The sequence below is a fragment of the Micromonospora sp. U56 genome, assembly GCF_018070095.1.
Taxonomy (GTDB): domain Bacteria; phylum Actinomycetota; class Actinomycetes; order Mycobacteriales; family Micromonosporaceae; genus Micromonospora; species Micromonospora purpureochromogenes.
This window is the reverse complement of the sequence record NZ_JAGPYL010000003.1, coordinates 130,182-155,894: the sequence shown is the minus strand read 5'-3', so window position 1 is coordinate 155,894 and position 25,713 is coordinate 130,182. Positions and strand designations below refer to the sequence as shown.

Genomic DNA, 25,713 nt, shown 5'->3' with positions numbered 1-25,713 from the left:
CACCCCGAGCGGCACCGAGAACCAAAGGGGAGAACCGTGACGCACGTGTCCGAGCGCAGCGGCGCAGGAAGCAGCCCGACGGGTGCCGGCGGCGACCGCCAGCCCTGGACGGCCGGCTCCGGCCGCACGGCGCGTAAACGCTCGGTCTCGTACGCGGACGCCGGTGTGTCGATCGAGGCGGGCGACCGCGCGGTCGAGCTGCTGAAGTCCAAGGTCAAGCAGACCCGGCGGCCGGAGGTCATGGGCGACCTCGGCGGCTTCGCCGGCCTGTTCCGCCTGGACACCAAGAAGTACAAGAATCCGATCCTGGCCTCGTCCACCGACGGCGTGGGCACCAAGCTGGTGATCGCGCAGCAGATGGACATCCACGACACGGTCGGCATCGACCTGGTCGCGATGGTCGTCGACGACCTGGTGGCCTGCGGCGCCGAGCCGCTGTTCCTGCTCGACTACATCGCCACCGGCGAGGTCGTGCCGGACAAGGTCGCCGAGATCGGCGCCGGCATCGCCGACGGCTGCCGGTACGCCGGCTGCGCGCTGCTCGGTGGCGAGACCGCCGAGCACCCGGGTGTGCTGCGCCCCGACGAGTACGACATCTCCGCGACCGGCGTCGGCGTGGTCGAGGAGAGCGACATCCTCAGCCCGGAGCGGGTCGAGGTCGGCGACGTGGTGATCGCCATGCGCTCCTCGGGCCTGCACTCCAACGGCTACTCCCTGGTCCGGCACGTGCTGCTCGGCGCGGGCCGGATGCGGCTGGACGTGGTGATCGAGGACTTCGGCCGGCAGCGCACCCTCGGCGAGGAGCTGCTCACCCCGACCAAGATCTACGCGCAGGACTGCCTGAAGCTGATCGCCGAGGCCGAGGTGCGGGCGCTGGCCCACGTCACCGGCGGCGGCATCCCGGGCAACCTGGTGCGGGTCCTGCCGGAGCACGTCGACGCGGTGGTCAACCGCTCCACCTGGAAGCCGCAGCCGGTCTTCGACCTGATCCAGTCCAAGGGCCGGATCGAGGACCCGGAGATGGAGGCGACCTTCAACATGGGCGTCGGCATGTTCGCGATCGTCTCGGCCGAGGACGCCGACCGGGCGCTGGCCACCCTGACCGGCCGTGGCGTCGACGCCTGGCAGGCCGGCGAGATCATCGAGGGTTCCGGCAACGTGCAGATGATCGGGCAGCACACCCGCGGCTGATCACGCTGCGTTGATCATCCGAGTACCTGATCAGGGCTTCACCCGAGTGGCCATCGCCGCCTAGCCTGAAGGGCCTCAGGCACGGGGAGGAGGGCCGATGGCTGCTCGGGCACAGCCCGTGACGGGGATGCGGGGCATCGCCGGAGTTCCCTCGTACGTGGTGATGCAGCCGACGACCCTGTGCAACCTGGACTGCGTCTACTGCTACCTGCCGTTCCGCGCCGTCGACCGGCGGATGCCGGTGGCGGTCGCGGAGGCGGTTGCCGCCGCTGTCGACCCGTGGGCGGCCACCGGGCGGTTCTCGGTGGTGTGGCACGGCGGTGAGCCCCTCGCGGCCGGCCGGGAGCACCTGGCGGCCCTGATGGCCCCGTTCGGGCCGCAGGTGGAGCACCACGTCCAGACCAACGCCACGCTGATCGACGACGCCTGGTGCGCGTTCTTCGTCGAGCACGGGGTGCGGGTGAGCGTGAGCGTGGACGGCCCCCGGGAGCGCAACGGCGACCGGGTGAGCCGGGCCGGCCAGCCGGCGTACGACCGAATCGTGCGCGGGGTGACGGCGCTGCGCCGGCACGGCCTGCCGTTCTCGGCGCTCGCCGTGGTGAGCCGGCCCGCTCCCGGCTACGCCACCGAGCTGTACGACTACTTCCTCGACCTCGGCTGCGACGTGCTCGGCGTCAACATCGAGGAGACCGAGGGGGTCAACACCCGCGGCAACGCGCACGACGCGGCGACGGTGACCGCGTTCTGGGCGGAGCTGGTCGCGGCCTGGCGCCGGGCGCCCCGGATCCACCTGCGGGAGGTGGAGTGGTCGTTGCGCTACGCCGCGGCGGTGCTGGACGGCGCGGCGGACGACCTGCTGCCCCGGCAGCTCGACCCGATCCCCACGATCGGCCACGACGGGTCGGTGACCGTGCTCTCCCCCGAGCTGGCCGGCTTCACCCACCCCCGCTACGGCGACTTCAGCAGCGGCAACGTGCTGGCGACCCCGCTGGCCGAGATCCTGGCCGGCGCGGCGGGCACGCCCTGGGTCGGCGAGTTCCTGGCCGGGGTCGAGGCGTGCCGGTCGTCCTGCCCGTACTTCGGCTTCTGCGGTGGCGGCCACGCGGCCAACCGTTACTTCGAGCTGGGGCGTTTTGACGGTACGGAGACCGAGCACTGCCGCAACAGCAAGATCCGCCTACTGGAGGGAGTGTTGGAGCATGCCCGAGACCACCAGTCACCGGCAGCCTGAGCACGTCGGGAGTGGTGCCGTCGATCCGGTCGTGGACCGGGTCCGGCAGGCCGCCCCGGGGCTTACCGCCCTGCTCCACGAGGCCGAGGCCGCGCGTCGGTCACGGGCGGAGGTGTCGGGTTCCGACGGCGCCAGCGCGGTCTGCGCGTGGAACCACTTCGAGAACATTCCGACGTTCTACAACTGGAACAACCGCCCGCGCTGAACAGGCCGCGATCAGGGACCTGCCGGCCGGCCGGAGAGCGTTCCGGCGGGGCGAGGTCCCTGATCGTCGGTCGTGGTGCCGCTCCTGTCGGGCACATGCGTGAGCACGCGGGGAGTTACCGCGTGCTCAGATGTGACCGGAGGTCAGCGGGTCGGAGGAACCCAGGGATCCGGGTCGTCGTCCGCGTGATCCTCATCATCGTCGTCGACATACTCTTTGTAGTCGTCGTCGAAGTTGTGCTCAGACTTACCAGCACCCGCCAGTTCGCGCTGCAAGGCGGTGAGGTCGGTGTTCGGGGAGTGGTACTTCAACTCCCGGGCCACCTTCGTCTGCTTGGCCTTAGCACGGCCGCGCCCCATGGCTCGACCCCCTCGCACAGAATGCGGGGCAGCCCGAAGGCGGGCCCCGATGACGTCAGGCATCTCTCGTGGCTCTTACGGTACATGGGGATGCCACCGTTCGGCACCTCGGGTTACCGTCAGCCGGCCCTGCGCGTCGCAGCGATCCGGCCGTCACCGAGTGTACCCGGTAAGGAGCGGATGCCGGGGCCGGCCGTGACACCGGACAGAGCGTGACGAACTCCCCGAATGGAGCTTACTCGGGGGAGCCCCGGGGCGCGGGGCGGTGCCCGCACCCCGGGGGCCGCCGTCAGCGCAGGAGGATGCCGCGCAGCCGGCCCACGTCGGCCATCCGGCGCTCGGCCAGCCGGTCGGCGGCCACCGCCGGCGGCACGCCCTCGTCGTCGGCGAGCTGCAGGATCTCCCGGGTGGTGTCGTAGATCTTCGTGGCGCGCAGCTTGGCCCGCTCGAAGTTGAAGCCCTCGATCTCGTCGGCGACCTGGATCACGCCGCCGGCGTTCACCACGTAGTCGGGGGTGTAGAGGATGCCCCGGTCGGCGAGCAGCTTCTCGATGCCCGGGTGGGCGAGCTGGTTGTTGGCGGCCCCGGTGACGACCTTGGCGCGCAGCGCCGGCACGGTGTCGTCGTTGAGGGCGCCGCCCAGCGCGCACGGGGCGTACACGTCGATGTCGGCGGCGACGAGCGCGGAGGCGTCGTCGACCAGCTCGACCTGCGGGTGGGTGGTACGCACCCACTCCAGGGCCTTCGGGTTGACGTCGGTCGCCACGACCTCGGCGCCGTCGTCGAGCAGGTGCTTGGTGAGGTACTTGCCGACCTTGCCCAGACCGGCCACGCCGACCCGCTTGCCGGCCAGCGTCGGCGCGCCCCAGACGTGCTCGGCGGCGGCACGCATGCCCTGGAACACGCCCCAGGCGGTGAGGATCGAGGAGTCGCCGGCGCCGCCGTGCTCCACGCTGCGGCCGGTGACGTAGCGCGTCTCCCGGGCGATCACGTCCATGTCGGCGACGTAGGTGCCGACGTCGCAGGCGGTGTAGTAGCGGCCCGCCAGCGACTCGACGAACCGGCCGTACGCGCGCAGCAGCGGCTCGCTCTTGATCTGCTCCGGGTCGCCCCAGATGACCGCCTTGCCGCCGCCCAGGTCCAGTCCGGCGAGGGCGTTCTTGTACGCCATGCCGCGGGACAGGTCGAGCACGTCCGCCAGCGCCGCCTCCTCGCTGGCGTACGGGTAGAACCGGGTGCCGCCGAGCGCGGGACCCAGCGCGGTCGAGTAGATGCCGATGATCGCCTTGAGGCCGGTCTGCTTGTCCTGGCAGAAGACGACCTGTTCGTGACCGGTCGATCCCGGATCGTCGGTGCTCGCGAATACGCCCATGGCTTGCTCCTGTTTCGGGTGCGCCCTTGTGGGACGCGGACCTGGTGGACGCCGGCGGGATGCTGCCGGTGCTGCTGAGCCTAATATCGGTCCACGCCGCACCGCCGTCCACGTCGTGCCTGCCGGGCGCTGACGGCGCTGGGGCCCCGTCTCGTGGGAGGATCGCGCCGTGCCGTCGCTCTTCGCTGCTTATCTGCGCGTCTACGAGCCGCTGACCGCCTTCGACCGGGACCGTCAGTCGTACTGGCGGCGCTACGTGCGGGAGGGGCGGGCGGTCGCCCCGCTGGAGGGCCCCGGACGGCAGCGCACCTCGGTGATCGAGGCGCTCGGCGCGGGCTGGACCCGGCTGCCCGACCTGCCGGACGAGGCGTACGTCCTGGAGGCCGACGACACGCTGCTGGTCTGCCCGTGGAACCTGCGGATCCGGGTGGCCGAGGCGGCGCTCAGCGCGCGGGACGGGGTGCCGTCGGTGCTCGCCGACGCGTTCGTCCCACCCGTGCTGGCGGGTCAGGCCAAGGCGGTGGTCGACGACTGGCGCAGCGGGGCGCGGGTGCTCGAACACGGGGTCCCGCGGCTGCACGAGCAGATCGCCACCTGGGGCGTGCCGCTGCGGTGGTTCGTGCTCTTCGAGCCGGCGGAGCGGGACCTGGTCACCCACCCGGGGCGGCGGGCGCTGCGCTACCGCACCGAGATCTCCAAGGCCCGCAGGCGGTCGTCCCGGGCCTTGTCGGTGCTGCGCAAGTCGGTCGGGGACGCCCCGATCACCGAGGCGGTCGAGGAGGCCGCCCGATGGCTGGAGGAGTTCCATCCGCGCTCGGTGGTGGAGCTGGACTACGGCGGCCTGGTGCAGCTGCTCTCCGACGAGACGCTGACCGCGGACGACTCGACGGAGCTGGTCGCCGCCGGCCTGGCCGGGCTCGCCCGGGGCGAGGCGGAGGAGGCCTCTGCGGCGTACGACCGGCTGGTGGCCCGCTGGCGTGCGGTGCAGCTGCTCGAGCGGTGCAACTGACCACGAATCCACCCAGCGGTGCTGTCAGATCCGAGACGATCTCGTAGTTGACGCATCACGAACCGTGATCATGAGTCCGAATAAGGTACTTTCTGCCGTGTAAAAGTCAGATAAATCGGGCATGGTTCATCCGTCCGTCTAGGGACCTTCGGCCGTTCGGCCCATGTCGGACATCGGGGACTAGCCGGACCATGGGAGACGCGTCGGCCGGCGGGACCCCGGCCGATGTCTATACATGTGGAGGAGTGACCGATGGCATCGCGAACGCACGAACCAGAGCCGCTACTCACGCCGGCCGAGGTGGCGTCGATGTTCCGTGTCGACCCGAAGACGGTGACCCGGTGGGCCAAGGCGGGAAAGCTCAGCGCGATCCGGACCCTGGGCGGCCACCGTCGGTACCGTGAGTCGGAGGTTCGGGCCCTGCTTCAGGGGCAGATCCCGCAGCAGCGTCAGGGAGACTGACCTACCGACACCGAGAAGCGTTCCGGTCTCAGGGGCGGGCGGACGTCGCGACAGCGACGATCCACCGCCCCTGAACCATGTCCGGGCTCCGACGCTCACTCCTGGACGCTGATCCGGATCCCGATCGTGCCCCGCTCACCCCGGCGCAGCCGGCTGCCCAGCAGGCTGAGCCGGCCCAGCAGCCGGTACTTCCGCTTGATGAGGTCGCGGACCCGGTTGCTCTCCGCCGGGGAGCAGAGCACGGCGTGCCCGGGGACCGCCGGACCGCGCGGGCGGCCCCGCACGTCGCAGGGGGCCACCGTCACCGTGCCGTCGCGCCGGATCCGCTTCACCTTGCCCGAGTCCGCCGCCGTCCAGACCGCCAGCGTGTCGCCGTCACGCACCGCCCAGACCGGGGTCGGCACGGCCCGACCGTCCTTGCGGAACGTCGTCAGCAGGACGTACTTCTCCGCCGCCAGGCGGTCCAGGTCGGTCACGCCGCCCAGGATACGACCGCGACAGGTCCCGGCCGCACGGATAGCGTGAACCCCGTGACCGGGGAACCGAGGATCGGCGACGTGTTCGGCGAGATGCTGCGCGACGCGTACGCCGTGCACACCGGCATCGGTCCCCGGCCGCTGGTGGGCGGGCGGCTGCCCCGACCGGTCATCGAGATCATCGAACGGGAGGACGGGCTGATCAACGGCGCGCCCGCCGCGCACTACCTCGACGGGCCGCAGGACTGGCAGCCGTACGACCACCGGGCCGTGGACCGGGCCCGGGGCGCGACGCTCGACATCGGCGTCGGGGGCGGGCGGATCGCGCTGCTGCTCCAGGAGCGCGGCGTACCGGTGACCGGACTGGACACCTCGGTCGGCGCGCTGCGGGTGTGCCGGCACCGGGGGGTACGCGACCTCGTCCTCGGCACGGTCGACGAGCACGCCGCCGACGGCCGGCGCTACGACACGTTCCTGCTGCTCGGCAACAACCTGGGGCTGATCGAGGGGCGGCACCGGGCGGCGGCGTTCCTGGCCGCGCTCGCCGCGATGGCCGCGCCCGGCGCGCAGGTCATCGCGCACGGCACCGACCCGTACGGCACGAAGGACCCGGTGCACACCGGCTACCACGAACTCAACCGGCGGCGCGGCCGGCTCGGCGGCCAGTTGCGGCTGCGGCTGCGCTACCGCGAGCTGGGCACGGAATGGTTCGACTACCTCGTCTGCTCGGCCGAGGAGCTGGCCGAGCTGGTCCGGGACACCGCCTGGCGGCTGACCGACGTGGACGACCGGGACGCCCCGTACTATCTGGCCACCCTGGGGCTGGCGGGCTGAGCGCCGCCGGGACTCCGGGCCGGGACCCCGGACCGGGGCCCCGGCGCGGGCCTACACCTGCACGGTCGGGGGCAGCTGCTCCGGCGGGAGCCCGCCGTCGCCGTCGACCACCTCGTCCGGGGTGCCGTCCTCGTCGATGTCGACCATCGTGATGTCGACCTTGCCGTCACCGTCGGTGTCGAACTGGAACAGGTCGGCCTTGCCGTCACCGTCGGTGTCCACCACCCACACGTCGGTCTTCCCGTCGTTGTTGGTGTCGGCGCGGAGCAGGTCGACGCGCTCGTCGCCGCGCGTCTCCACGGTCTCCCCACCCTCGCTGGTGCCGGTGCCGTCCACGGTCTCCGGTGCCTGGCTCATGCGCTACGTCCTTCCCTTGACGTTGAGGGCCGTCTGTACCCGGTCCGGCGGTCCCCCACGCATGCCGCCCGGGGCACTGCTGCATAGGGTCGCACCCAGGAGCGGGCGGCAGGGCGCGACGGAGACCCCGGCGCGTCGTCGCGCGCAGCGAGGGAGCGTCATGAGTGGTCGTTTTGTCGTCGTCGGTGCCGGCACGATGGGGCTCGGGATCGCCTACGTCGCCGCCGGTGCGGGACACGCCGTCGAACTGGTCGAGGTGGACCGGGGCCGGTCGGAGGCGGCGGCCGCGCGCCTAGGTGAGCTGTGGGACCGGGCCGTGCAACGCGGGAAGCTGAGCGCCGACGAGGCCGCCGGGCACCGGGCCCGGCTGACCCTGCGCGCGGCGCTGGGTGAGGTCGCGCCGGAGCCGGACGTGGTCGTGGAGGCGGTGCCCGAGCGGCTCGACCTGAAGCGCGCCGTGCTGCGTGAGGCCGAGGGGCTGCGCCCGGTGCTGCTGGGCAGCAACACCTCCAGCATCCCGATCGCCGAGCTGGCCGACCCGCTGGAGCGGCCGGAGCGCTTCCTCGGGCTGCACTTCTTCAACCCGGTCTGGGCGATGGCCCTGCTGGAGGTCGTGGCGGGCCCGGCGACCGCCCGGGAGACCACCGAGGCGGCCGTCGCGCTCGCCGGCCGGCTCGGCAAGGACCCCGTCGTCGTACGCGACATGCCCGGCTTCGCCACCTCCCGGCTCGGGGTCACCCTCGGCCTGGAGGCGATCCGGATGGTCGCCGACGAGGTGGCCAGCCCCGCCGACATCGACAAGGCGATGGTGCTCGGCTACCGGCACCCGGTCGGCCCGCTGGAGCTGACCGACCTGGTCGGACTGGACGTCCGGCTCGACATCGCGCGCACCCTCCAGGCAGCCTACGGCGACCGCTTCGCGCCGCCGCCGCTGCTGGTGGAGATGGTCGCCGCCGGAAAGCTCGGCAAGAAGTCCGGCCAGGGCTTCTACCGCTGGATCGACGGCCGCAAGGCCGACGGGGAAGGGGCGGGCCGGTGAGCGGGCTGCGGATCGAGGAGCTGCCGGACCGGCTGGTGGTGACGCTGGACCGGCCCGAGAAGCGCAACGCGATCGACGCCGACCTGATCGGCGAACTGCACGAGGTCTGCGCCGAGCTGGAGGCCCGGCCCCGGCTGCTGCTGCTCACCGGCGGCACCGCGGGCATCTTCGCCGGCGGGGCGGACATCGGCCAGCTGCGCGAGCGCGGCCGCACCGACGCCCTCGCCGCGATCAACCAGGCGGCCTTCGCCCGGATCCGGGCCCTGCCGATGCCGAGCGTGGCCGCGGTGGACGGGCCGGCGCTGGGCGGTGGCGCCGAGCTGGCGTACGCGTGCGATCTGCGGGTCTGCACGGCGCGGGCGGTGTTCGGCCAGCCCGAGGTGCGGCTGGGCATCCTGGCCGGCGCCGGCGCGACCTACCGGCTGCCCGCGCTGGTCGGCGAGGCCCGGGCCAAGGAGCTGCTCTTCACCGGCCGGCGGGTGGACGCCGAGGAGGCGCTGCGGATCGGCCTGGTCAACCGGGTGGTGGCCGAACCGGCCGAGCTGCTGCCCACCGCGCACGAGCTGATCGACGAGATGGCGAAGGGCTCGGCGCTGGCGCTTCGGCTGACCAAGCTGGCCGTGGACGCGCCGCCGGCCGCGCACCCCCACCTCGACCTGGTCAGCCAGGCGGTGCTCTTCGAGGACGACGAGAAGCGGCGGCGGATGACCGAGTTCCTGGAACGGCGCCGCTCCCGCTGACCGACCCCGTACGCGCGACGGCCGCACCGGATGTCCCGGTGCGGCCGTCGTCGTCGGTGCTCAGTGCCGGATCGACACGTCCGCGTCGTCCAACGCCCGGATCAGCCCGGCCGACTCGGCGAAGCCGATGACCAGTACCGCCTCCGGGCCGTAGCTCTTGATCTCCTTCGCGGTGCCGACGAAGTCGACGCCGTCGGCGCCCTCGCCGTCCGCCGGCGGCTCGTAGGTCAGCAGCTTCACCCGGTCGCTGCCGAACCCGGCCCGCTCCAGTTCGGCGCGGACGGTCTCCTGGAGACCCTCACCGTAGGAGTCCTTGCGGGCCACCACGACGATCTTGTGCGGACCGTCGCGCAGTATCACGTCGGCCAGCGCCCGGCCCTGGAGGCTGTCCGGCGGGGCGGTGCGGAAGTAGAGGCCCTTGTCGTCGGCCTTGGTCAGCCCCGAGTCGGTGTTCGACGGGGAGAACAGGATCCGCCCGGCGGCGACCACGTCCGGCAGCACCGAGCTGGAGATGCCGGAACCGCCGGCGCCGATGATGACCTGCACCTTGTTGCGGATGTGCGAGGCGACCGTGGCCTTGGCGACCGTCGGGCTGGTGCCGTCGTCGCCGTCGATCCAGACCATCGGCTCGCCCAGCACGCCGCCGGCCGCGTTGATCTCCTTGACCGCCAGCGCTGCGCCCGCCGCGATCGGCGGGTTGGCCAGGGCCAGGTCACCGGTCTTCGGCAGCAGGCCGCCGAGGATCAGCGGGGAGCCGTCGCTGCGGTCGTTCTTGCCGCCGCGCTGCTTCTTGGGCTTCGGCGGGGCCTTGGTGCTCGCCGCCGTCTCGAAGCCCGCGCCGACGAACTCGGTCTTCGCGTCGTTGATCTTCTGGGCGTCGAAGTGCAGCGTCGCGTAGCTGGCGGTGGCCGGCTCGCCCTCGTCCGTGAAGCCGGCCCGGGTCAGCGACGGGCCGCGGTATTCCACGTCCTGCCCGTCGCGGGCCAGGGTCAGGCAGGTCTCGGCGTCCGAGCAGCGCTGACCGTTGTTGGTCACGCCGACTATCTGCTTGGCGATGTCCGCCGGGTCGGTGCTGCCGGCGAGCTGCGCCGCCAGCGCACTGATCATGACCGCGTCGTACGCCTCGGCGGCGTAGAGGAAGTCGGCCAGCTTGGGATCGACCGACAGTAGCCGTTCCTTGAAGTCGTCCGTCAGCGGCGTCAGCGGGGTTGTGCCCTTCATGCCGTCGACCAGGTCGGCGCGCTCCTTCAGCTCGCCGGCGAAGGAGTTCAGCATGTTGCCGTCGGTGCCGTACAGACGCACCTGTTGGGTGGCTGTGTCTTCGGGCTTGTCGGTGGTCCCGCAGGCGCTGGTGACGAGCAGGAACGCCGCACCCGCCGCCAGGATGGCAGCGCGCGGGCCGCGTGTTACGAGCATGGTCGTCCTTACCTTTGGGGAGTTCCGCTGGGCACCATAGCGCGCCGGGGCGGCGGGTGGGAGCGTGGATGCCACCGGTAGGCGTCGGCCATCCGTCACGGATACGCTCCGTGATCAACGGGCTGTTCCGGGTCACCGCTTGACCCGCCGTCCTACTGTTCGGCAGGTGACCGAAGTGCCTGACCAGACGCTCGACGACGCGACCGCCGTGCTCCGTTCGGCACTGGCCGGGGACGGTGACGCGGTGGTGGGAACGTTCGACGCCGTGGTCGACCGGTCCGGGCTCGCCGGGGCGTACGGGGTGGCCTGGTGCCTGGCCGCGACCATGGTCGGCGACGCGCCGCCGCCCGGCGCCTGCGCGCTGGACTTTCCCGGCATCGACGAGGCCGGTTACGACACCCGCTGGGTGGCCCGCTTCGTCAGCGCGTACGCGAACCACGATGCGGACACCGGCGAGGCGCTGTTCGGGGCGGCGGCCGCCGACGGCCTGCTGCCGGACTGTCTGCTCACCCTCGCCGGCTCGACCGTGGCCACCCTGCGCAGTCGGGCCGGTTGACGGCGCGGCGCCCGGTTCGGGCGCCGCGCCCGCCTCCCTCAGTACGCGTGGTACGCCACCAGCGGCTCGTACTCGTAACGCAGCGTCTCGAAGCGGACCTGGAACCGGACCCCGTCCCGCACGTTCGTCGCCACGGTGGTGAAGCCCGACTTCGACGGCAGGTACGTCCGGTAGTTGCATCGGTCCGTCTTGTCCACGAAGATCACGCACGCCTCGACGCCGAACTCGCTGGCGTTGCGGACGTTGATGTCCTTGCACCGGGTGCTGGTGCGGTACGGGCCGGCGTCGCCGCCCCAGCCGCCGGTCTGGAAGTACGAGCGGACCGCGCCGCCGTAGCAGGTGGCGTACGACTCGAACAGGTTGGTCTCGGGGGCGGCCTGTGCGGGGGAGCCGAGGGCGAGCAGCGACAGCGCCGCCGTGGTTGCCGCCAGGCGGGCGACCGGGAATACCATGCGGTTGCCTCCAGGGATGGGGGTGCACCCTGCGTTGCGGACAGGGTGCCGAGCGTGGTGATGGTACCGGCGGTTCGTCCGCAGTGGACCATCCCGTCGATGTGATAGCTCTGGTGACATGTCCGAGGCGATGCTGAGCAAGGTGCGCAAGTTGCTGGCCAAGGCCGAGGACCCGGCCTGCACGCCCGCCGAGTCGGCGGCCTTCACCGCGAAGGCCACCGAGCTGATCGCCCGCTACGGCGTCGACCGAGCGCTGCTGGCCGCCCGCGACCCGGCCACCGACCCGGTCGGCGACCGGGTGGTCGACGTCCTCGCCCCGTACGCCCGGGACAAGGCCGGGCTGCTCGCCGCGGTCGCCGACCCGCTGCGCTGCCGCTGCGTACGCCGGGCCCGGGGTGACGGCTTCGCCCTGCACCTGTTCGGCTTCGCCAGCGACCTGGAACGGGTCGACCTGCTCTTCACGTCGCTGCTGGTGCAGGCTGCGCACGGGCTGTCCGGGACGGCCGTGCCGGCCGGCGAGCATCCGGCCGCCTTCCGCCGCTCCTGGCTGGCCGGTTTCGCCCGGGTGGTCGGGGAGCGGCTGCGGGCCGCCGAGGCGGGCGCGGTGGCCGAGCGGGACGGCCCGTCGGTCGCGCTGGTCCTGGCGGACCGCTCGGACCGGGTGGCCCGCCGGGTGACCGAGGTCTACCCGAGGTTGCGTACCGCCCCGGTCCGCCGGCTGGCCGGCACGGGCTTCGGCGCCGGGGCCGAGGCGGGCCGCCGGGCGGACCTCGGCGGTCGCGGAGTGGTCGACGGTGCCGGGGATCGGGGGATCGCGGGCTGAGCCACGCTGCTCCCGTCCCCGGCCGAGCGGTGGGGCTCCGGCCGGGGCCCCACCTGCCGCTCGTGTCGCCGTCGCTCGGCCGCCGCCCGGATCAGCCGTCGCCGTTCCGCTGTCGCCGGCTCAACGGCCCGCCGGTGAGCGCGTGGTCGGGCCGGCCGGTGGGCTGGCTCAGCCCGGCCCGGCGTCGTACCGGGTGAGGGTGTCCAGGTAGCGGCTGAGCAGCTCGTGCCAGCCGGCGGTGAGCGCCTCCCGGTAGCCCTCGGCGGCCGCGCCGTGCCGGTCGAAGTGCCGGTGCTCCACCTCGATCCGGGTCTGCCCCGACGCGTCGGGCAGGAACAGCACCTCCACCTCGCTGGCCCGCGCCGGATCCGGCACCGGCACCCGGTCGGGGCCGATCTGCCAGGTGAAGACGAGCCGCTTCGGGGGATCCCAGGTGAGCACCCGGCCCCAGTCGCTGCGGAAGCCGTACGGGCCGATCTCGTAGAGCATGCCGCCGGCCTTCGGCTCGATCCCCAGCTCGGCCAGCGCCTCCGGCCCCGACCAGGTGTATTCGCGGACCCACCAGTCGGCCAGCGCCCCGGTGAACACCGCGAACGCCTGCTCTGCCGTGGCTGGGGCGAGGAGGGCGTTGCGGAGTGCGTACCGCTCGACGTCCTGCCGGACGTCCGCCATCTCCTGTCCCATAGGCCCGGACCATACCGGCTGATGCCTCGCTGTGCAGCTTCGCGTACTGCCCCCTTCCGGACAGTCGATCGGAACCCACCGTGTCGGATTCGCCACGGATGGCCACCGGGAAACCGGGTAACCGCGCCTGACGTGGGCCGACGGCCGGGCCTCGGGTGAGGGAGCGGGAAGCATGGGCGAGAGCGGGGCGGCGGCGCGCGGACCGGACCGGACCGGCGGGGGTCCGAAGGTCGAGCCGGACGTCCTGCTCGACGTCCCCGGGCTGTCCGTCGACTCGCTCCGGCTGGCGGTGGACGGGCTCGACGCGGATCTGTCGCTGCGCGCCCGGCTGGCCAACCTGCTCCAGCTCGACGCCGGCGTGCGGGTGCACCTGGAACAGGTGGAGCTGGACATCGAGGGTGTCCGCGCGGAGGCGGTGCTGAAGGTCCGGCTGGAGAAGGTGCTGGAGATCCTGGACCGGGCGTTGAGCACCATCGACCGCAACCCACAGATCATCGCCGCGCTGGCCAACAGCGCGAACCTCACGCTGAACGACGTCAACCGGGTGGCCGACCGGGTCGTCAACGCGGCCACGCCGGTCGTCAACCAGGCCGGCCAGCAGGTGGGCCAGCTCGGGCAGGTGGCCGGCCAGCAGGTCGGCCAGGCCGGGCACGTGGCGCAGCAGCAGGGGATGCCGGCCGGAGCACAGGTGGGTGGGGCCGCTGAGGCCGGGCAGCACGGCGGGCGGCCGGGGCGGCAGGGCGCTGAGGCCGGACCTCAGACGGGCCAGGCTGGCCAGCAGGGCGGCGCGGCCGCCGGCGTAGGCCCCGGTGGGAGGCCGGCGGGCCCCGAGGGCCCGTCAGGTGGGCGCACCGCCGGCCAACCGGCGCCGACCGCACCGGAGCGGCCCGCAGGGCCTCGCCCGGAGTCGCCGGCCGGTCCGTTGCCGGCGGGGTCGCCGCAGGAGCCGCCGCTGGGCCCGGCGCCGTCCGGCCGGGCGGGCGCCAAGGGGGGCCGGCCCGCCGACCGGGGTACGACCGCAGGCGATCGCGAGTCGCGCGGCGAGGCCGAGGGCGGCGGATCGACCCAGGGCGGGCGGCAGCAGGGTGGAACCGCGCAGGCGTCCCAGCTCGCCGGGCAGGCGGGCGAGACGCTGCGGCAGGCCGGTCGGAGCGTCTGGGAGGCGATCCAGGGCGGCATGGCGCAGCGACGCCAGGGGCAGCAGCGCCGGGACCGCTGACGCGAAACCCGGTGCCTCAGCTCCGCGGCTTCCGATGACGAGTGGGGAAACCGTCGTGGGTCCTAGGGAACGCCGGCGGTGTCCCGGACGACGGGGTGACCGGCGTCGGGCCGCCGGCCGACGGTGCGGCTCGCCGGGGCCCACCGCGGGCGATGTCGGGTGACGAGGCGGAGCACGAAGAGAACGCCGGCCGCGTAGGTGATGTCGCCGCCCAGCATGACGAGCGTCGCGCCGATCGGTGCGTCGGCGGCGGTGGTGTCGTCGGCGACGTCCAGGCCGCCGGAGGCGGCGGTGGCGATGAAGGCCAGCAGGTTCATCGCGGCGTGGGCGGCGATGGACACCTCGAGGCCGCCGGTCCGGATGACCAGGAGCGCCCAGATCGTGGCGCCGACCAGCAGAGCGACGAAGTCGGACCAGGTGCCGATGCCGTGCATCATGGTGAAGACGAGAGCCGAGCCGAGGATGCCGACCCAGCGGTGGTACGCACCGAAGGTTTGCAGGAGGAACCCTCGGGTCGCGTATTCCTCACCGGCCGCCTGTAGCGGAACCAGCACGACGAGCACCACCACGATGCCGATGAACCGCCACGGGTCGATCGTCACCCGCACGTCGGCTCCGCCGTCGTAGAGCAGAACCAGCGCCGCCATGACCAGGACCGCCGTCGCGAACGCGAGGCCGAGGCAGACGGCGAACCAGGGCCAGCGGAAACGTCCGGCCACGGAGTGCAACGTCCCGGCCGGCCGCCGTTGCACGACCCGGGCGACGCCCAGCGTGACCGGGATGAGCAGGGCCAGCGAGGCAAGCCCCAGCATGTTGTCCAGCAGGGGAGTACCGATCGACTCGCTGTCGGCACTGTCCAGGCCGATGGCGTGGGCCGCGAGAAGCCCGATCCCGGCGAGCCCGCACGCCGTCACGGCGGCGATCGACACCGCTGCCGCCAGAGCAACCGGCGGCATCCACCATCGATGGAGGCCCAGCCGCGCCAGTCGTTCGTAGGTCAGCCCGCCGTCCATGCGCACAGGCTAGACCGACGATCCGTCTGATCGATCGTCGCCTTCCTGTGGCGGCGATCTATGCGACCCGCCGACAATCGTCATCTGCGGTCACGAGCAGCAGGGGTGCCGTATTGGCAACCACCTTTTGTCAAGATCGTGACACGTTGTAAATTGTTGCTGCGGCTGTTAACGGGAATTGCAAGAGAAATCGTCGGCCCGGCGCTCGACGACGGTCCGGTCACGCCTTCCGGTCGGTGCAGCAGCCATCGGCGCAGGCCGGGGACTCGCCGGTGCCGTCGACGACAGGCAGGGGTCCGCAGTCGTCGCACTGCTCACCCCGCCAGGCTTCGACGCCTTCCTTGACCGCGACCCCGGCGATGACGAGCGCGGCGATCGGGTCGGCCCACGACCAGCCCCAGGCGGCGTTGAGAACCAGGCCGACGAGCAACACCGCCGAGAGGTAGGTGCAGAGCATGGTCTGTGTCGAGTCCGCCATGACCGTTGCCGAGCCGAGTTCCCGCCCGGTGCGGCGCTTGGCCGCCACGAGGAGCGGCATCACGAGCAGCGACGCCACGGCGAGGCCGATCCCCACCGGGCTGGCGTCGGCATCGCCGCCGGCCAGCAGCGAGCGGGTGGCGTCGAAGGTCACCCAGGCCGCGAGGGCGAAGAACGACACGCCGATGAGCCGCAGCGCCAGGCGTTCCCGAGCCTCGGGCACCCGGGAGCGGAACTGCCAGATCAGCACGGCCGCGCTGGACACCTCGACGAACGAGTCCAGGCCGAAGCCGATCAGCGCCGTCGACGAGGCGGCCGCGCCGGCGGCGATGGCGACCAGACCCTCCAGCAGGTTGTAGCCGGCGGTGGTGTAGGCGAGCCAGAGGCTGCGCCGGGACAGCACCGCCCGACGCTCGGGGGTCAGCAGCGAGGCGCTCACGCCGTCACCTCCGCCGAGGGCTCGGTCGACGTCCCGGAGGTCGGGCACAGGGCGACCGCCTCGCCGGTCGCGGCGAGAACCTGTTCGGCCGAGCGCAGCAGGTCCAGGAGTTCCGGCCGCGTCAGGGCGTAGAACGACTGGCGGCCCTCGGCCCGATAGTCGATCAGCCCGCAGTCACGAAGACACGCCAGGTGCTTCGACACCGTCGACTGCGCCAACCTCAGCTCGTCGGTCAGGTCCACCACCCGGGCCTCCCCGGTCGCGATCCGGCGCAGGATGGCCAGCCGGGTCGGGTCGCCGAGAGAGCGGAACAACGCCACCGCTGGGGCCAGCCCGGGAGCGCAATCAATCGCCATGCCGTGATGATAGCCAAAACCAGCGATCGATCTGCAATCCGCGCCAACAGGGACGGCCGGCTCTCAAGGGCGACCTTGACACCGCGTCAATGATGGCCGCATGGGCCCGAGTGACACGCACCCGCTGTTGGTGGCCGGCCGTCTCGTGATCGTGGTCGTCAGCCTCTCCGGGCTCGTACTCGGCGTGCGCGTCGCCCTGTCGCGACGGTTTCCCCGGGCCTGGCTCCGCTCCGGGCGTCCGACGGAGAGCCAGCGATCCCAGCCCGTCCGCATCGGCGGCGGCGTGGCGCTGGTGGGGGCGAGTCTGCTGATCCAGCAGGCTCCGTTTCTGATCCCTACGTCTTTTGTGCCCGGCACCGCACTGCTCGCGGTGGCGATGCTCCTTGCCGCCACCGCGGCGGGATGGTTCGTCCTGCGGCGGGACTAGTCACCAACCGCCCGCTCCGGGGCAGTCGTGCGACAGCTCCGTGCGCCGCCAACTCCCCGGCGGGGGCACCAACAGCAAAATCCCCACCGGCGTCTCCGCTGGCGAGGATCTCTGTAGTCCGGCGAAAGGCTATGTGGCCAGGGGCAGGATCAGAGGCTCATCCCCTGCCACTCTCAACATATAGCGCACGAGGGGCCTTGCGGCAAGACCCGGGTCGTGCCGCAGAATTGCCGGCCGAGGCCAGGACCTGCGGAAATCAGCGATTAGTGAAGATACGTGGGCGGTAGCAGCTGGCCGAAATGCAATGGGGGGTTTCATGTTCGACGTGATTGTTGTCGGCGGCGGACCGACCGGCTTGATGCTGGCCAGTGAATTGCGGCTGCACGGCGTGCACGCGCTCGTGTTGGAGAAGGAGTCGGAGCCGACCGCGTTCGTCCGGGCGCTCGGCCTGCACGTGCGCAGCATCGAGGTGATGGACCAGCGCGGTCTGCTGGGCCGGTTCCTCGCGCACGGCCAGCAGTACCCGGTCGGTGGTTTCTTCGCCGGCATCGACAAGCCCTCGCCCGTCCGGCTGGACACCGCGCATCCCTACGTCCTGGGCATCCCGCAGACCATCACCGATCGCCTGCTGGCCGAGCGCGCCACCGAGCTCGGCGCCGAGATCCGGCGCGGCTGCGAGCTGGTCGGGCTGAGCCAGGACGACCACGGGGTGACCGCTGAGCTGGCCGACGGCACGCAGCTGCGCTCGCGCTACCTCGTCGGCTGCGACGGCGGCCGCGGCACGGTACGCAAGCTGCTCGGCGTCGGCTTCCCCGGCGAGCCCACGAGGGTCGAGACGCTGCTGGGCGAGATGGAGGTGACCGCCCCACCGGAGAAGCTGGCCGCCGTCGTGGCCGAAGTCCGCAAGACCCACAAGCGGTTCGGCGTCGCGCCCTTCGGAGAAGGGGTGCACCGCGTCGTCGTGCCCGCCGAGGGGATGGCCGAGGATCGCATGGTCCCGCCGACCATCGAGGAGTTCCGGCAACAGCTGCGGGTGTTCGCCGGCACCGACTTCGGCGTGCACTCACCGCGCTGGCTCTCCCGCTTCGGCGACGCCACCCGGCAGGCCGAGCGCTACCGGGTCGACCGGGTGCTGCTGGCCGGCGACGCGGCGCACATCCACCCGCCGGTCGGCGGGCAGGGGCTCAACCTCGGCATCCAGGACGCGTTCAACCTCGGCTGGAAACTGGCCGCCGAGATCAACGGCTGGGCGCCGGAAGGGCTGCTGGACAGCTACCACACGGAACGGCACCCGGTGGCCGCCGACGTGCTGGAGAACACCCGGGCGCAGATGCAACTGCTGTCCCCCGAGCCGGGCGCCCAGGCAGTGCGCCGGCTGGTGTCGGAACTGATGGACTTCGAGAACGTGAACCGGTACCTGATCGAAAAGATCACTGCGATCGGAGTCAGCTACGACTTCGGCGCCGGGCATGAACTGCTCGGCAGGCGGATGCGCGACATCGGCCTGAAGCGGGGCCGCCTGTACGAGCTGCTGCACGATGGTCGCGGACTGCTCCTCGACCGAACCGGCCGCCTCTCGGTCACCGGCTGGGCCGACCGGATCGACCATGTCGTCGACGGCAGCGACGAACTGGATGTGCCCGCCGTGCTGCTGCGGCCGGACGGTCACGTGGCCTGGGCCGGTGAAGACCAGGCGGATCTCCTCAGCCAGCTGCCGAGGTGGTTCGGCGCTGCCGCCAGCTGAGCGCGCAGCGCTGCCTCTGGCGAGAGCCTGCCTTACTCCTTCTCCCACTGATGCTGGCGCTCCAAGTGAAACGGCTGACCTTCCACAGGGTGACCCGGCGTGGAGATGCAGTACTGACCGGGGTGAGCTCCGCAGATCGGGCAGTCGAACATGTCCTCGGGCTCCAGGCATGGCTGCCCTCGACCGCGCCGCACGGTGCACACTGCATAGCTGATCTCTGACGCAGCCTGGTGCAGATCCTCGTCATGGTGCTTCACCGCGGCCTGGCGGACCCGCCTGATGGCGTTCCGAAACATGGTCATCAGCTCCGGGTTCTCCTCCGCCACCACCTGATGATAGGAGAGGGCACCGCCTCTACCAGCCGCTTTGAGCATCCCAGGCCCTGTGCCGCCGGAGGTCGCCGTGCAACTACCGTGCAACGTCGCTCCGCATCGCAGTCTGTCGGGTGCCGTGCAACATCTCCGTCTGCCGTGGGTCGGCAGGCGTGCGCCCTTGACATCCCTTGAATGATGGGCCGCATAAGCGTGACTGACCCCGACCCGTTATGGATCGCCTTGCGCCTCGTGATCGTGGTCCTCAGCCTCGTCGCGGTCATACTCGGCGTGCGTGCCGCCGTGTCGCGACGGTTTCCCATGGCCTGGGTTCGGGGTACGCGCCTGACGGCGAGCCGGCGGTCCGAGCCCGTCCGCGCCGGCGGCGGCGTGGCGCTGGTTGGGGCGAGTCTGCTGATCCAGCAGGCACCGTTTCTCATCCCCGTGCCCTTCGCGGTCGGCGCTGCCCTGTTCGCGGTTGCACTGCTTCTCCTCATGACTGCGGCGGGATGGTTCGTTCTGCTCTGACAAGGCCCAGAGGACATGGTCCGATGTCCACCTCCCGCAGGGTGACCGTGTCGAAAACGGTGACTGATGTAAGAAGCGGCGTGCCCGAGACATTTCCTGGTGACGGAGAAACTCTGACAGGAAGGGCCGAAGCCAGTGTCAGAACCCCAATCGGACGATCATTTCAACGCTGTGTACCAGGCGCACTACCGGCAGGTGTATGCGTATGCCGTCACGCGCGCCGGTCGCCAGCTGGCCGATGAGGTCGTGGCCGAAACGTTCCTGGTGGCGTGGCGGCGGTTGACGGAGCTGCCGAGGGCGACGCCGCTGCCGTGGCTGCTTGCCGTCGCCCGCAATGTCGTGGGTGAGCGATACCGCGCAGAGGAACGGCAGCAGGCCATCGCCGCCGAGATGCGCGCGTGGATCACCGACGAGGAGTTGTCCGTCGCCGACGTGGCAGACGGCGTCGCCGAGCGGGCCGCGGTGCTCAGTGCGCTGGCTCAACTGTCCGACGGCGACCGCGAATTGTTGACGCTGGTTGCCTGGCATGGGCTGACGCCAGGTCACGCAGCTCGGGTCCTCGGCTGCTCTACAGCGACGTACTACGTGCGCCTGCATCGCGCCCGGCGGCACTTGAAAGACGCCATGGCTGTCGCCCCCGACCTGGAATTGCCTCGACCCGCCGCCACGCTCGTCCCGAAGGAGTCGATCCGATGAGCCGATCACCAGATGTCATGAACCTGCTTGCCAAGGCCCGGCCGGCACGACTGGACCCACCGCCGAACCGGGGCGAGCACACCGCACAGGCCGTTGCCGGCATCTCGGCCAACGTTCGGGCGGCCCGAGGGCAGGCCGTGGCCGACCGGCCCCGCAGGCCTGGGCGGGTACGGCTGGCTGTGCTCGGGACGATGGGGGTGGCCGCGGCGGCCGTCACCGCCGTCGTGGTGGCCGTGCCCGGACCAGGCACCGCTCCGCGCAACGCACCCGACGCCGCACCCGACGTCGCGTCGACCGCCACGCAGGCGCCGATGGACTCCAGGCGGTTGTTGCTCGTGGCAGCCGAACGCAGCGACAAAGCCCCGCAGACCGACGGGCGCTATCTGACCATCCAAACGGAGAGCGGCCACGCGGTGCCAGTCGAGGCCGCCGACGGCACGTACACCATGTTCCACAAGACCGGTGGCGAGTATTGGCTGGCCCGCTCCAGCGCCGGCAGCAGTTGGGCAAGTTCGCAGCCGCTCGGCGCCGCCCCCGCCACACCGAGCGACGAGGCCGCCTGGCGCCGCAACGGTTCCCCGACCGTTGTCAGGATCACCAAGCCGAAGCCGTACGACCTGCAGATCGCCCCGGGCAAGATCTACCGCGACAGGGTGGACCCCGCACACCTCTTCGCCCTCGGCGACCGCAACGTGTCGCAGGCGCAACTCGATGGGCTGCCGACCGACCCGGCCGCTCTCCGCGCCGCACTGCTCAACCGCTTCGACGGGGGAGGTGGCGACATGCCCACCGACCGTGACCAGTGGCTGTTCACCGTCGGCGCCCACTTGGTGATCGACCTGCCGGTCAGCAACGAGGTCCGCGCCGCCGCATACCGGATGCTCGCCACGGTGCCCGGAGTGCGCGGGCTGGGAGTTGTTCACGACATGCGTGGTCGGCCCGGGCAGGCGGTTGCGTTCGCGCAGGACAGCCCCGGGAACGGCCGCTTCGAGGTGCGTCTGATCATCAACCCGGACACCGGGCAGGCCCTGGCCAAGGAGATGCGCGTGATGGAGCCGCGTGGCTCGTGGTCGTGGCTCGCTCCGGGCGCGCTGTACACGTATGACCTGGTACTCGTATCGAAGAACACCAACGACAACCCGCCGGCGGTGGACGTCAGGGACTGACCTCCTGAACACCCGGCCGGCGGCGGCACAGCAGCAGCGCCGCCGGCCGTCACCCCCGCCGGCGCGGCCGGCTTTCGCTATCGTCCTGTCGGTGCCCGTCTGGACCATGCGCTCGGCGACTGTCGCCGACATCGCTGCCGTACTCGAGTTCTGGCAGACCGCTGCCGAGGGAGCGCACCGCCCGCCGGACAGTGCGCAGGCGCTCGAGGTGCTTCTCGAACGTGATCCTGAGGCTCTCCTCCTCGCCGTGGACGACTCGGCGCTGATCGGCACGGTCATCGCCGGGTGGGACGGCTGGCGTTGTCACATCTACCGGCTGGCGGTAGCACCCGAGCGGCGCCGGCAGGGCATTGGTCGCCTGCTGGTCAAGGCAGCCGAGGAACGGTTCCACCGACTGGGCGGTATCCGGGTCGACGCCATGGTGCTCGACGACAACGCCGGGGCACACCCTGCTTGGCAAGCATGCGGCTACGAGCGGCAGGCCGAGTGGTCACGGTGGGTCAAGCCGCTCCCGTAGGAGTCGGTAACCACCTGGCTAGCGCCCAGCAGAGGGATTCCGAGGTCAACGAGGCCACGAGGGGTAGGCACGGCTCGGACGCCACGGACCGAGGCGGATTGCCGCCTTCCGATCTCAGTCAAGGCATTGCCGGCGTCGATGTGACAACTCGGCATGGTGGTGTCCGCCGGGGTGGCAATGCGGATCCGTGTGCACGGTAGCGCTGGTCAGCCTGGGTACGGCATGCGCGAGTTGGTGTTCCGCGTCGGCGGCGATTTCGTGTGCGGCGACGAGGCTGAGGTGGGTGTCTACGACCAGCTCGGCTTCGGCGTGCAGTCGGTGACCGATCCAGCGGAGCCGAACCGCGGCCACGTCGCGGACGCCGTCTACGGCGCGGAGGGTGCTCTCGGCCTGGTCGACAATCTCAGGATCGACGGCGTCCATGAGCCTTCGATACACCTCGCGGGCGGCGTCCTTGAGGACGATGGCGATGGCGACGGCGATGACCAGGCCGACGACCGGGTCGGCCCAGTGCCAGCCGAGGGCAGCGCCGCCGGCGGCGAGGAGCACGGCGAGGGAGGTGTAGCCGTCGGTGCGGGCGTGCAGGCCGTCGGCGACCAGGGCGGCGGAGCCGATGCGACGGCCCACGCGGATGCGGTAGCGGGCGACGAGTTCGTTGCCGATGAAGCCGACGAGGCCGGCGGCGGCCACCCAGCGCAGGTGGGTCACCTCGGCCGGGTGCAGCAGCCGGGTGATGGCGGTCCAGGCAGCGGCGACGGCGGAGGCGGCGATGACCGCGACGATGATGATCCCGGCGATGTCCTCGGCCCGGCCGTAGCCGTAGGTGTAGGCGCGGGTGGCGGCGCGCCGGCCGAGGAGGAAGGCGATGCCCAGCGGCACGGCGGTCAGGGCGTCGGCGACGTTGTGCAGGGTGTCACCGAGCAGGGCGACCGAGCCGGACAGCACGACGATGACCGCCTGGGCGATGGCCGTGATTCCGAGGCCGACCAGCGAGATCCACAGGGCACGTAGCCCTTCGCGGGAAGACTCCAGCGCGGGGTCGACCTTCGCGCGGGAGTCGTGCGAATGCGGAACGACGGCATGCGTCAGCCGATGCCACCAGGCGGCGAGTCGACCACCGTGCTGGTGGCCGTGATCGTGCGGGTGGTCGTGACCGTGGTCCGGCTGGTGGTCGTGGTCGTTCACCGCGTCTCCCAACGTCCCGGGCGGCATGACAGTCGATACCCCCGACGGCGGCGATAATATGTGCTCATGTACGCACGCGACAATGGTGCAGGTGCCAGTGACCTGCAACAACGCCTCCCTGCTGATGGCCAGATAGAGGCGGCTACGGAGATGTTGCGGATGCTGGCCGACGGCACTCGGCTGCGGTTGATGTGGCTACTCGTCGGCGGCGAGCACGACGTGACGGCGCTGGTAGAGGCGCTGGGGGTGGCGCGGCCGGCGGTGTCGCAGCATCTCGGCAAGCTGCGGTTGGCCGGGCTGGTCGTCGTGCGGCGTGACGGCCGGCGCGCCCTCTACTCCGCCCGAGGTGGGCATGTGCGGCGACTGGTGACCGAGGTCATGCAGGCGGCGTCTCACCGGGTGGGCGGCATCCCCGACCACGATTGACGTGCGAGGCGGGTGCGGCTACTCGCCGACCTTGGAACGGGGGTCGGCGAACCACTCGCGGGTGAACCCACGGACCGCGTCGACGTCGACCGCGTCGCAGGCGATGGTGCGGTATGCGTGCACGGCCTTGACCGCCTCAGCCTGGTCAGGGGCAGCGCCGCCCACGACCCGGCCGGCGGTGGAATCGGTGACGAGGGCCCGCACCTGGGCGAGCTGCTCGGCTGGCAGGTCCGGCCGGTAGGTGACGATCACGTACCCGTCACCGATGACGTGCCCGAACGACGTGGCCGGCACGACCTCGCCCGGTTCGAAGAAGTCCTTGACCGGGTGCCCACCGCCGGCCGGGAACGTCTCCGTGCGGTTGCGCACCTCGCAGCTGCTCGCCGGATCGGCAGCGGCTTGCACCGGGCGCAGCGCGTCAGGGCCGGAGGTGATGGCCAGGACCGCTGCGGCGACGACACCGGCGGCGATCAGCGCACCGTGTGAGAGCCGGACATCCCGCAGGCGGGGCAGGTAGTGACGCAGCACGTCGCCGATCATGAGCATGGCCACGGCCGCGATGAGTTGGCCGACCTCGACGCCGAGGTTGAAGGCCAGCACCCGAGGAATCAGCCCGTCCGAGGGCAGGCCCACGTCCTGCAACCGGGTGGCCAGGCCCAGGCCGTGCACGAGGCCGAAGGCGAGCACAGCGGCGGCGAACCAGGTCCAGTTCTTCGGCCGGCCGCGCAGACCGACCACGCCGACGAACACCAGGCTCAGCGCAACCACGATGTCGACCAGGACCGGATTGACGTGCCAGTCGGCTACGGTGGCGGTGAACAGGGTGATGCTGTGCCCGAGCGCGAACAGGGAAATCAGCTTCGCCGCCCGCCGGATCCCACCGGCCACGAGCAGCACCCCCCCGACGAACAGCAAGTGGTCCCAGCCGGCCAGCATGTGCTTCGTGCCCAGCCACACGAACCCGCCGACCGTCTCGCTTGATCCACCGACACCGTGAGCCCAGGCAGCGCCCGGCAGCATCAGCACCGTGGCCGTCACCACACCAGCGGCGATCGCGCCTTGTCGCACCGCAGCGAGCACCCCGCACCGCCCTTTCCTCCGTAGCCGCCCGCAAGCCGGAGGCCTGCCGCGTCGCCCGGGTAGTCGCTCCGCAGCCCCGGTTGGTTCCCGCAGTGACCGGGGCAACGAGCAGTCCGCCGCCTGATAGCGCTGGTGGTCGGCGTCAGGACACGGGAAGCCCCGCCAGGCCTGATCAACCTGACAACCAGCGGAGTGGCGTGCCGTGAACGTGCAACGAGTGGCGGTGATCAAGGGTCAGGAGTGGCCAACCACGGCCAACAGCGATCGATGCAGCAGGGATACCCAAAAGCAAGATCCCCACCGGCGTTTCCGCTGGTGGGGACCTCTGTAGCCCGGCGAAAGGCTATGTGGCCAGGGGCGGGGTCGAACCGCCGACCTTCCGATTTTCAGGCACCTACATTTTCGCAGGTGGGAGGGCCGTCGACGTCTGCCGTGCAACGGCTCGTGCGACCAGTTGCGCATCTTGATGTGCCGGGGCAGCAGCTACCCACCTAGCCGAGCACTGCCAAAAGATCCTGGCATGCCGTCTCGCAGCGCCGGCACGCGTCGGCATTCACCCGGCAGTGCTCGTGCATGGCAGCGTGCCTCTCGCACTCGTCGCCGCATACCTTGCAAGCGGTCACGCATGCTTGAACCAGCGCGCGTATGAGGTTGACATCGCGGCTGGTCTGCCGGGACAGCGCCCTCCCCGTCGTCTCGCAAATGTCGGCACAGTCGAGGTCCAACCGCGCACACCTGGCCAGCTCGGCCACCATCTGCTCGCTCAGGTCGGCGTCCGCGCACGCCGTGCATGCCTGCGCGCAGGCGAAGCACTGCTCGATACAGGTGACCAGAATGTTCGGGTCCAGCCCGGCGGATCCGAGCGGGTGGGTGTCGAGCATCGCCCGCGTGTAGGTGTGTCCCATGCCCTGCTCCCTTTTGGT

The 25,713-nt window shown here is 71.4% G+C and carries 32 protein-coding genes; 18 read left to right on the top strand and 14 right to left on the bottom strand.

Translation table 11 applies throughout. The annotated features are described in order from the left end of the window. Positions 1 to 36: 36 nt before the first annotated feature. The 3 genes from purM to amcA all read left to right on the top strand — a co-directional run bounded on the left by purM (position 37) and on the right by amcA (position 2,627). A complete protein-coding gene (gene purM, locus KBX37_RS03030; protein WP_154940666.1) occupies positions 37 to 1,191 on the top strand; it encodes a phosphoribosylformylglycinamidine cyclo-ligase in 1,155 nt (384 codons plus the stop codon). Positions 1,192 to 1,318: 127 nt separating this feature from the next. Then, positions 1,319 to 2,422: a cyclophane-forming radical SAM peptide maturase AmcB gene (amcB, locus tag KBX37_RS03025; RefSeq protein WP_305798082.1), complete on the top strand. Its 1,104-nt coding sequence runs from the start codon at positions 1,319 to 1,321 to the stop codon at positions 2,420 to 2,422. Continuing rightward, positions 2,391 to 2,627 carry a multiple cyclophane-containing RiPP AmcA gene (amcA, locus tag KBX37_RS03020; protein ID WP_179802608.1) on the top strand — a complete coding sequence of 79 codons (237 nt, stop codon included), beginning with the start codon at positions 2,391 to 2,393 and terminating at the stop codon, positions 2,625 to 2,627. Before amcB ends, amcA begins: the two co-directional genes overlap by 32 nt. A 143-nt stretch (positions 2,628 to 2,770) precedes the next feature. Here the strand turns inward: amcA and KBX37_RS03015 are convergent, their stop codons facing one another. Then, positions 2,771 to 2,986 carry a DUF3073 domain-containing protein gene (locus KBX37_RS03015; RefSeq protein ID WP_179802609.1) on the bottom strand — a complete coding sequence of 72 codons (216 nt, stop codon included), beginning with the start codon at positions 2,984 to 2,986 and terminating at the stop codon, positions 2,771 to 2,773. A 289-nt stretch (positions 2,987 to 3,275) separates the two neighbouring features. Continuing rightward, complete coding sequence (locus tag KBX37_RS03010) at positions 3,276 to 4,358, bottom strand: Glu/Leu/Phe/Val dehydrogenase (RefSeq protein WP_210774360.1); 1,083 nt, start codon at positions 4,356 to 4,358, stop codon at positions 3,276 to 3,278. 169 nt (positions 4,359 to 4,527) lie between these two features. On the opposite strand from KBX37_RS03010, the gene KBX37_RS03005 reads away from it, so the two are divergent. Together KBX37_RS03005 and KBX37_RS03000 are read left to right on the top strand one after the other, a co-directional pair. Continuing rightward, positions 4,528 to 5,367: a hypothetical protein gene (locus KBX37_RS03005; protein ID WP_210774358.1), complete on the top strand. Its 840-nt coding sequence runs from the start codon at positions 4,528 to 4,530 to the stop codon at positions 5,365 to 5,367. Between the two features lie 252 nt (positions 5,368 to 5,619). After that, entirely contained in the window at positions 5,620 to 5,829 is a 210-nt protein-coding gene (locus tag KBX37_RS03000; RefSeq protein ID WP_007073996.1) for a BldC family transcriptional regulator, read from the top strand. 95 nt (positions 5,830 to 5,924) lie between these two features. Here KBX37_RS03000 and KBX37_RS02995 read toward each other — a convergent pair whose 3' ends face one another. After that, the gene (locus KBX37_RS02995) at positions 5,925 to 6,305 is read right to left on the bottom strand and encodes a PPOX class F420-dependent oxidoreductase (protein ID WP_210774357.1); all 381 of its coding nucleotides are present in this window, start codon (positions 6,303 to 6,305) and stop codon (positions 5,925 to 5,927) included. Positions 6,306 to 6,359: 54 nt separating this feature from the next. On the opposite strand from KBX37_RS02995, the gene KBX37_RS02990 reads away from it, so the two are divergent. Beyond that, positions 6,360 to 7,139 (top strand): bifunctional 2-polyprenyl-6-hydroxyphenol methylase/3-demethylubiquinol 3-O-methyltransferase UbiG, encoded by a 780-nt coding sequence (locus KBX37_RS02990; RefSeq protein ID WP_210774356.1) that lies wholly within the window; start codon positions 6,360 to 6,362, stop codon positions 7,137 to 7,139. 51 nt (positions 7,140 to 7,190) lie between these two features. Here KBX37_RS02990 and KBX37_RS02985 read toward each other — a convergent pair whose 3' ends face one another. Then, positions 7,191 to 7,496: a hypothetical protein gene (locus KBX37_RS02985; protein WP_154940649.1), complete on the bottom strand. Its 306-nt coding sequence runs from the start codon at positions 7,494 to 7,496 to the stop codon at positions 7,191 to 7,193. A gap of 160 nt (positions 7,497 to 7,656) precedes the next feature. On the opposite strand from KBX37_RS02985, the gene KBX37_RS02980 reads away from it, so the two are divergent. Both KBX37_RS02980 and KBX37_RS02975 read left to right on the top strand, forming a co-directional pair. Beyond that, entirely contained in the window at positions 7,657 to 8,535 is an 879-nt protein-coding gene (locus KBX37_RS02980; protein WP_210774355.1) for a 3-hydroxyacyl-CoA dehydrogenase family protein, read from the top strand. Next, positions 8,532 to 9,275, top strand: coding sequence for an enoyl-CoA hydratase/isomerase family protein (locus KBX37_RS02975; RefSeq protein ID WP_210774354.1), 744 nt, complete (start codon positions 8,532 to 8,534; stop codon positions 9,273 to 9,275). The genes KBX37_RS02980 and KBX37_RS02975 overlap by 4 nt, the downstream gene beginning before the upstream one ends. A 60-nt stretch (positions 9,276 to 9,335) precedes the next feature. Here KBX37_RS02975 and KBX37_RS02970 read toward each other — a convergent pair whose 3' ends face one another. After that, positions 9,336 to 10,691, bottom strand: coding sequence for an ABC transporter substrate-binding protein (locus KBX37_RS02970; RefSeq protein WP_210774353.1), 1,356 nt, complete (start codon positions 10,689 to 10,691; stop codon positions 9,336 to 9,338). 166 nt (positions 10,692 to 10,857) lie between these two features. Between KBX37_RS02970 and KBX37_RS02965 the strand changes: the two genes are divergently transcribed. After that, positions 10,858 to 11,247, top strand: a complete 390-nt coding sequence (locus KBX37_RS02965; protein ID WP_210774352.1) for a hypothetical protein — start codon at positions 10,858 to 10,860, stop codon at positions 11,245 to 11,247. Positions 11,248 to 11,285: 38 nt separating this feature from the next. Here the strand turns inward: KBX37_RS02965 and KBX37_RS02960 are convergent, their stop codons facing one another. Continuing rightward, entirely contained in the window at positions 11,286 to 11,699 is a 414-nt protein-coding gene (locus KBX37_RS02960; protein ID WP_210774350.1) for a hypothetical protein, read from the bottom strand. A gap of 118 nt (positions 11,700 to 11,817) precedes the next feature. Here KBX37_RS02960 and KBX37_RS02955 point away from each other — a divergent pair, with 118 nt between their 5' ends. Next, a complete protein-coding gene (locus KBX37_RS02955) occupies positions 11,818 to 12,522 on the top strand; it encodes a DUF2786 domain-containing protein (RefSeq protein WP_210774348.1) in 705 nt (234 codons plus the stop codon). Positions 12,523 to 12,690: 168 nt separating this feature from the next. On the opposite strand, the gene KBX37_RS02950 is transcribed toward KBX37_RS02955, so the two are convergent. Continuing rightward, positions 12,691 to 13,206 (bottom strand): SRPBCC family protein, encoded by a 516-nt coding sequence (locus tag KBX37_RS02950; RefSeq protein WP_210774343.1) that lies wholly within the window; start codon positions 13,204 to 13,206, stop codon positions 12,691 to 12,693. A gap of 172 nt (positions 13,207 to 13,378) precedes the next feature. On the opposite strand from KBX37_RS02950, the gene KBX37_RS02945 reads away from it, so the two are divergent. Beyond that, a complete protein-coding gene (locus KBX37_RS02945; RefSeq protein ID WP_210774341.1) occupies positions 13,379 to 14,425 on the top strand; it encodes a hypothetical protein in 1,047 nt (348 codons plus the stop codon). A 62-nt stretch (positions 14,426 to 14,487) separates the two neighbouring features. On the opposite strand, the gene KBX37_RS02940 is transcribed toward KBX37_RS02945, so the two are convergent. The 3 genes from KBX37_RS02940 to KBX37_RS02930 all read right to left on the bottom strand — a co-directional run bounded on the left by KBX37_RS02940 (position 14,488) and on the right by KBX37_RS02930 (position 16,710). Beyond that, positions 14,488 to 15,438: a CPBP family intramembrane glutamic endopeptidase gene (locus tag KBX37_RS02940; protein ID WP_210774339.1), complete on the bottom strand. Its 951-nt coding sequence runs from the start codon at positions 15,436 to 15,438 to the stop codon at positions 14,488 to 14,490. Between the two features lie 220 nt (positions 15,439 to 15,658). Next, on the bottom strand, positions 15,659 to 16,354 hold the full coding sequence (locus KBX37_RS02935; protein WP_210774331.1) for a cation diffusion facilitator family transporter: 696 nt from the start codon (positions 16,352 to 16,354) through the stop codon (positions 15,659 to 15,661). Next, complete coding sequence (locus tag KBX37_RS02930; protein WP_210774322.1) at positions 16,351 to 16,710, bottom strand: helix-turn-helix transcriptional regulator; 360 nt, start codon at positions 16,708 to 16,710, stop codon at positions 16,351 to 16,353. Before KBX37_RS02930 ends, KBX37_RS02935 begins: the two co-directional genes overlap by 4 nt. Before the next feature lie 100 nt (positions 16,711 to 16,810). On the opposite strand from KBX37_RS02930, the gene KBX37_RS02925 reads away from it, so the two are divergent. Both KBX37_RS02925 and rox read left to right on the top strand, forming a co-directional pair. Further along, a complete protein-coding gene (locus tag KBX37_RS02925; RefSeq protein WP_210774320.1) occupies positions 16,811 to 17,137 on the top strand; it encodes a hypothetical protein in 327 nt (108 codons plus the stop codon). Positions 17,138 to 17,453: 316 nt separating this feature from the next. After that, entirely contained in the window at positions 17,454 to 18,881 is a 1,428-nt protein-coding gene (gene rox / locus KBX37_RS02920) for a rifampin monooxygenase (protein WP_210774318.1), read from the top strand. A gap of 32 nt (positions 18,882 to 18,913) precedes the next feature. On the opposite strand, the gene KBX37_RS02915 is transcribed toward rox, so the two are convergent. Beyond that, the gene (locus tag KBX37_RS02915) at positions 18,914 to 19,207 is read right to left on the bottom strand and encodes a hypothetical protein (protein ID WP_210774316.1); all 294 of its coding nucleotides are present in this window, start codon (positions 19,205 to 19,207) and stop codon (positions 18,914 to 18,916) included. A gap of 198 nt (positions 19,208 to 19,405) precedes the next feature. Between KBX37_RS02915 and KBX37_RS02910 the strand changes: the two genes are divergently transcribed. The 4 genes from KBX37_RS02910 (at position 19,406) to KBX37_RS02895 (ending at position 22,099) form a co-directional block, all read left to right on the top strand. Beyond that, positions 19,406 to 19,720, top strand: coding sequence for a hypothetical protein (locus KBX37_RS02910; protein WP_210774314.1), 315 nt, complete (start codon positions 19,406 to 19,408; stop codon positions 19,718 to 19,720). Between the two features lie 171 nt (positions 19,721 to 19,891). Further along, on the top strand, positions 19,892 to 20,416 hold the full coding sequence (locus KBX37_RS02905) for an RNA polymerase sigma factor (protein ID WP_210774312.1): 525 nt from the start codon (positions 19,892 to 19,894) through the stop codon (positions 20,414 to 20,416). Beyond that, the gene (locus KBX37_RS02900; protein WP_210774310.1) at positions 20,413 to 21,582 is read left to right on the top strand and encodes a CU044_5270 family protein; all 1,170 of its coding nucleotides are present in this window, start codon (positions 20,413 to 20,415) and stop codon (positions 21,580 to 21,582) included. Before KBX37_RS02905 ends, KBX37_RS02900 begins: the two co-directional genes overlap by 4 nt. A gap of 91 nt (positions 21,583 to 21,673) precedes the next feature. Next, positions 21,674 to 22,099 carry a GNAT family N-acetyltransferase gene (locus KBX37_RS02895; protein ID WP_307848920.1) on the top strand — a complete coding sequence of 142 codons (426 nt, stop codon included), beginning with the start codon at positions 21,674 to 21,676 and terminating at the stop codon, positions 22,097 to 22,099. A 114-nt stretch (positions 22,100 to 22,213) separates the two neighbouring features. Here the strand turns inward: KBX37_RS02895 and KBX37_RS02890 are convergent, their stop codons facing one another. After that, the gene (locus KBX37_RS02890) at positions 22,214 to 23,311 is read right to left on the bottom strand and encodes a cation diffusion facilitator family transporter (RefSeq protein WP_210774308.1); all 1,098 of its coding nucleotides are present in this window, start codon (positions 23,309 to 23,311) and stop codon (positions 22,214 to 22,216) included. A 39-nt stretch (positions 23,312 to 23,350) separates the two neighbouring features. On the opposite strand from KBX37_RS02890, the gene KBX37_RS02885 reads away from it, so the two are divergent. Beyond that, a complete protein-coding gene (locus tag KBX37_RS02885) occupies positions 23,351 to 23,710 on the top strand; it encodes a metalloregulator ArsR/SmtB family transcription factor (protein WP_210774306.1) in 360 nt (119 codons plus the stop codon). An 18-nt stretch (positions 23,711 to 23,728) separates the two neighbouring features. Here the strand turns inward: KBX37_RS02885 and KBX37_RS02880 are convergent, their stop codons facing one another. Both KBX37_RS02880 and KBX37_RS02875 read right to left on the bottom strand, forming a co-directional pair. Beyond that, the gene (locus KBX37_RS02880) at positions 23,729 to 24,778 is read right to left on the bottom strand and encodes a HupE/UreJ family protein (protein WP_210774304.1); all 1,050 of its coding nucleotides are present in this window, start codon (positions 24,776 to 24,778) and stop codon (positions 23,729 to 23,731) included. Positions 24,779 to 25,281: 503 nt separating this feature from the next. Beyond that, positions 25,282 to 25,695: a four-helix bundle copper-binding protein gene (locus tag KBX37_RS02875; protein WP_210774297.1), complete on the bottom strand. Its 414-nt coding sequence runs from the start codon at positions 25,693 to 25,695 to the stop codon at positions 25,282 to 25,284. Positions 25,696 to 25,713 lie beyond the last annotated feature (18 nt).

Bases quoted from the DNA above. Each gene is read 5' to 3' on its own strand.
- amcB (WP_305798082.1), top strand. From the start codon at position 1,319: ATGCGGGGCATCGCCGGAGTTCCCTCGTACGTGGTGATGCAGCCGACG.
- amcA (WP_179802608.1), top strand. From the start codon at position 2,391: ATGCCCGAGACCACCAGTCACCGGCAGCCTGAGCACGTCGGGAGTGGT.
- KBX37_RS03015 (WP_179802609.1), bottom strand. From the start codon at position 2,986: ATGGGGCGCGGCCGTGCTAAGGCCAAGCAGACGAAGGTGGCCCGGGAG.
- KBX37_RS03010 (WP_210774360.1), bottom strand. From the start codon at position 4,358: ATGGGCGTATTCGCGAGCACCGACGATCCGGGATCGACCGGTCACGAA.
- KBX37_RS03000 (WP_007073996.1), top strand. From the start codon at position 5,620: ATGGCATCGCGAACGCACGAACCAGAGCCGCTACTCACGCCGGCCGAG.
- KBX37_RS02985 (WP_154940649.1), bottom strand. From the start codon at position 7,496: ATGAGCCAGGCACCGGAGACCGTGGACGGCACCGGCACCAGCGAGGGT.
- KBX37_RS02980 (WP_210774355.1), top strand. From the start codon at position 7,657: ATGAGTGGTCGTTTTGTCGTCGTCGGTGCCGGCACGATGGGGCTCGGG.
- KBX37_RS02970 (WP_210774353.1), bottom strand. From the start codon at position 10,691: ATGCTCGTAACACGCGGCCCGCGCGCTGCCATCCTGGCGGCGGGTGCG.
- KBX37_RS02960 (WP_210774350.1), bottom strand. From the start codon at position 11,699: ATGGTATTCCCGGTCGCCCGCCTGGCGGCAACCACGGCGGCGCTGTCG.
- KBX37_RS02955 (WP_210774348.1), top strand. From the start codon at position 11,818: ATGTCCGAGGCGATGCTGAGCAAGGTGCGCAAGTTGCTGGCCAAGGCC.
- KBX37_RS02950 (WP_210774343.1), bottom strand. From the start codon at position 13,206: ATGGGACAGGAGATGGCGGACGTCCGGCAGGACGTCGAGCGGTACGCA.
- KBX37_RS02945 (WP_210774341.1), top strand. From the start codon at position 13,379: ATGGGCGAGAGCGGGGCGGCGGCGCGCGGACCGGACCGGACCGGCGGG.
- KBX37_RS02940 (WP_210774339.1), bottom strand. From the start codon at position 15,438: ATGGACGGCGGGCTGACCTACGAACGACTGGCGCGGCTGGGCCTCCAT.
- KBX37_RS02930 (WP_210774322.1), bottom strand. From the start codon at position 16,710: ATGGCGATTGATTGCGCTCCCGGGCTGGCCCCAGCGGTGGCGTTGTTC.
- KBX37_RS02925 (WP_210774320.1), top strand. From the start codon at position 16,811: ATGGGCCCGAGTGACACGCACCCGCTGTTGGTGGCCGGCCGTCTCGTG.
- rox (WP_210774318.1), top strand. From the start codon at position 17,454: ATGTTCGACGTGATTGTTGTCGGCGGCGGACCGACCGGCTTGATGCTG.
- KBX37_RS02900 (WP_210774310.1), top strand. From the start codon at position 20,413: ATGAGCCGATCACCAGATGTCATGAACCTGCTTGCCAAGGCCCGGCCG.
- KBX37_RS02890 (WP_210774308.1), bottom strand. From the start codon at position 23,311: ATGCCGCCCGGGACGTTGGGAGACGCGGTGAACGACCACGACCACCAG.
- KBX37_RS02885 (WP_210774306.1), top strand. From the start codon at position 23,351: ATGTACGCACGCGACAATGGTGCAGGTGCCAGTGACCTGCAACAACGC.
- KBX37_RS02875 (WP_210774297.1), bottom strand. From the start codon at position 25,695: ATGGGACACACCTACACGCGGGCGATGCTCGACACCCACCCGCTCGGA.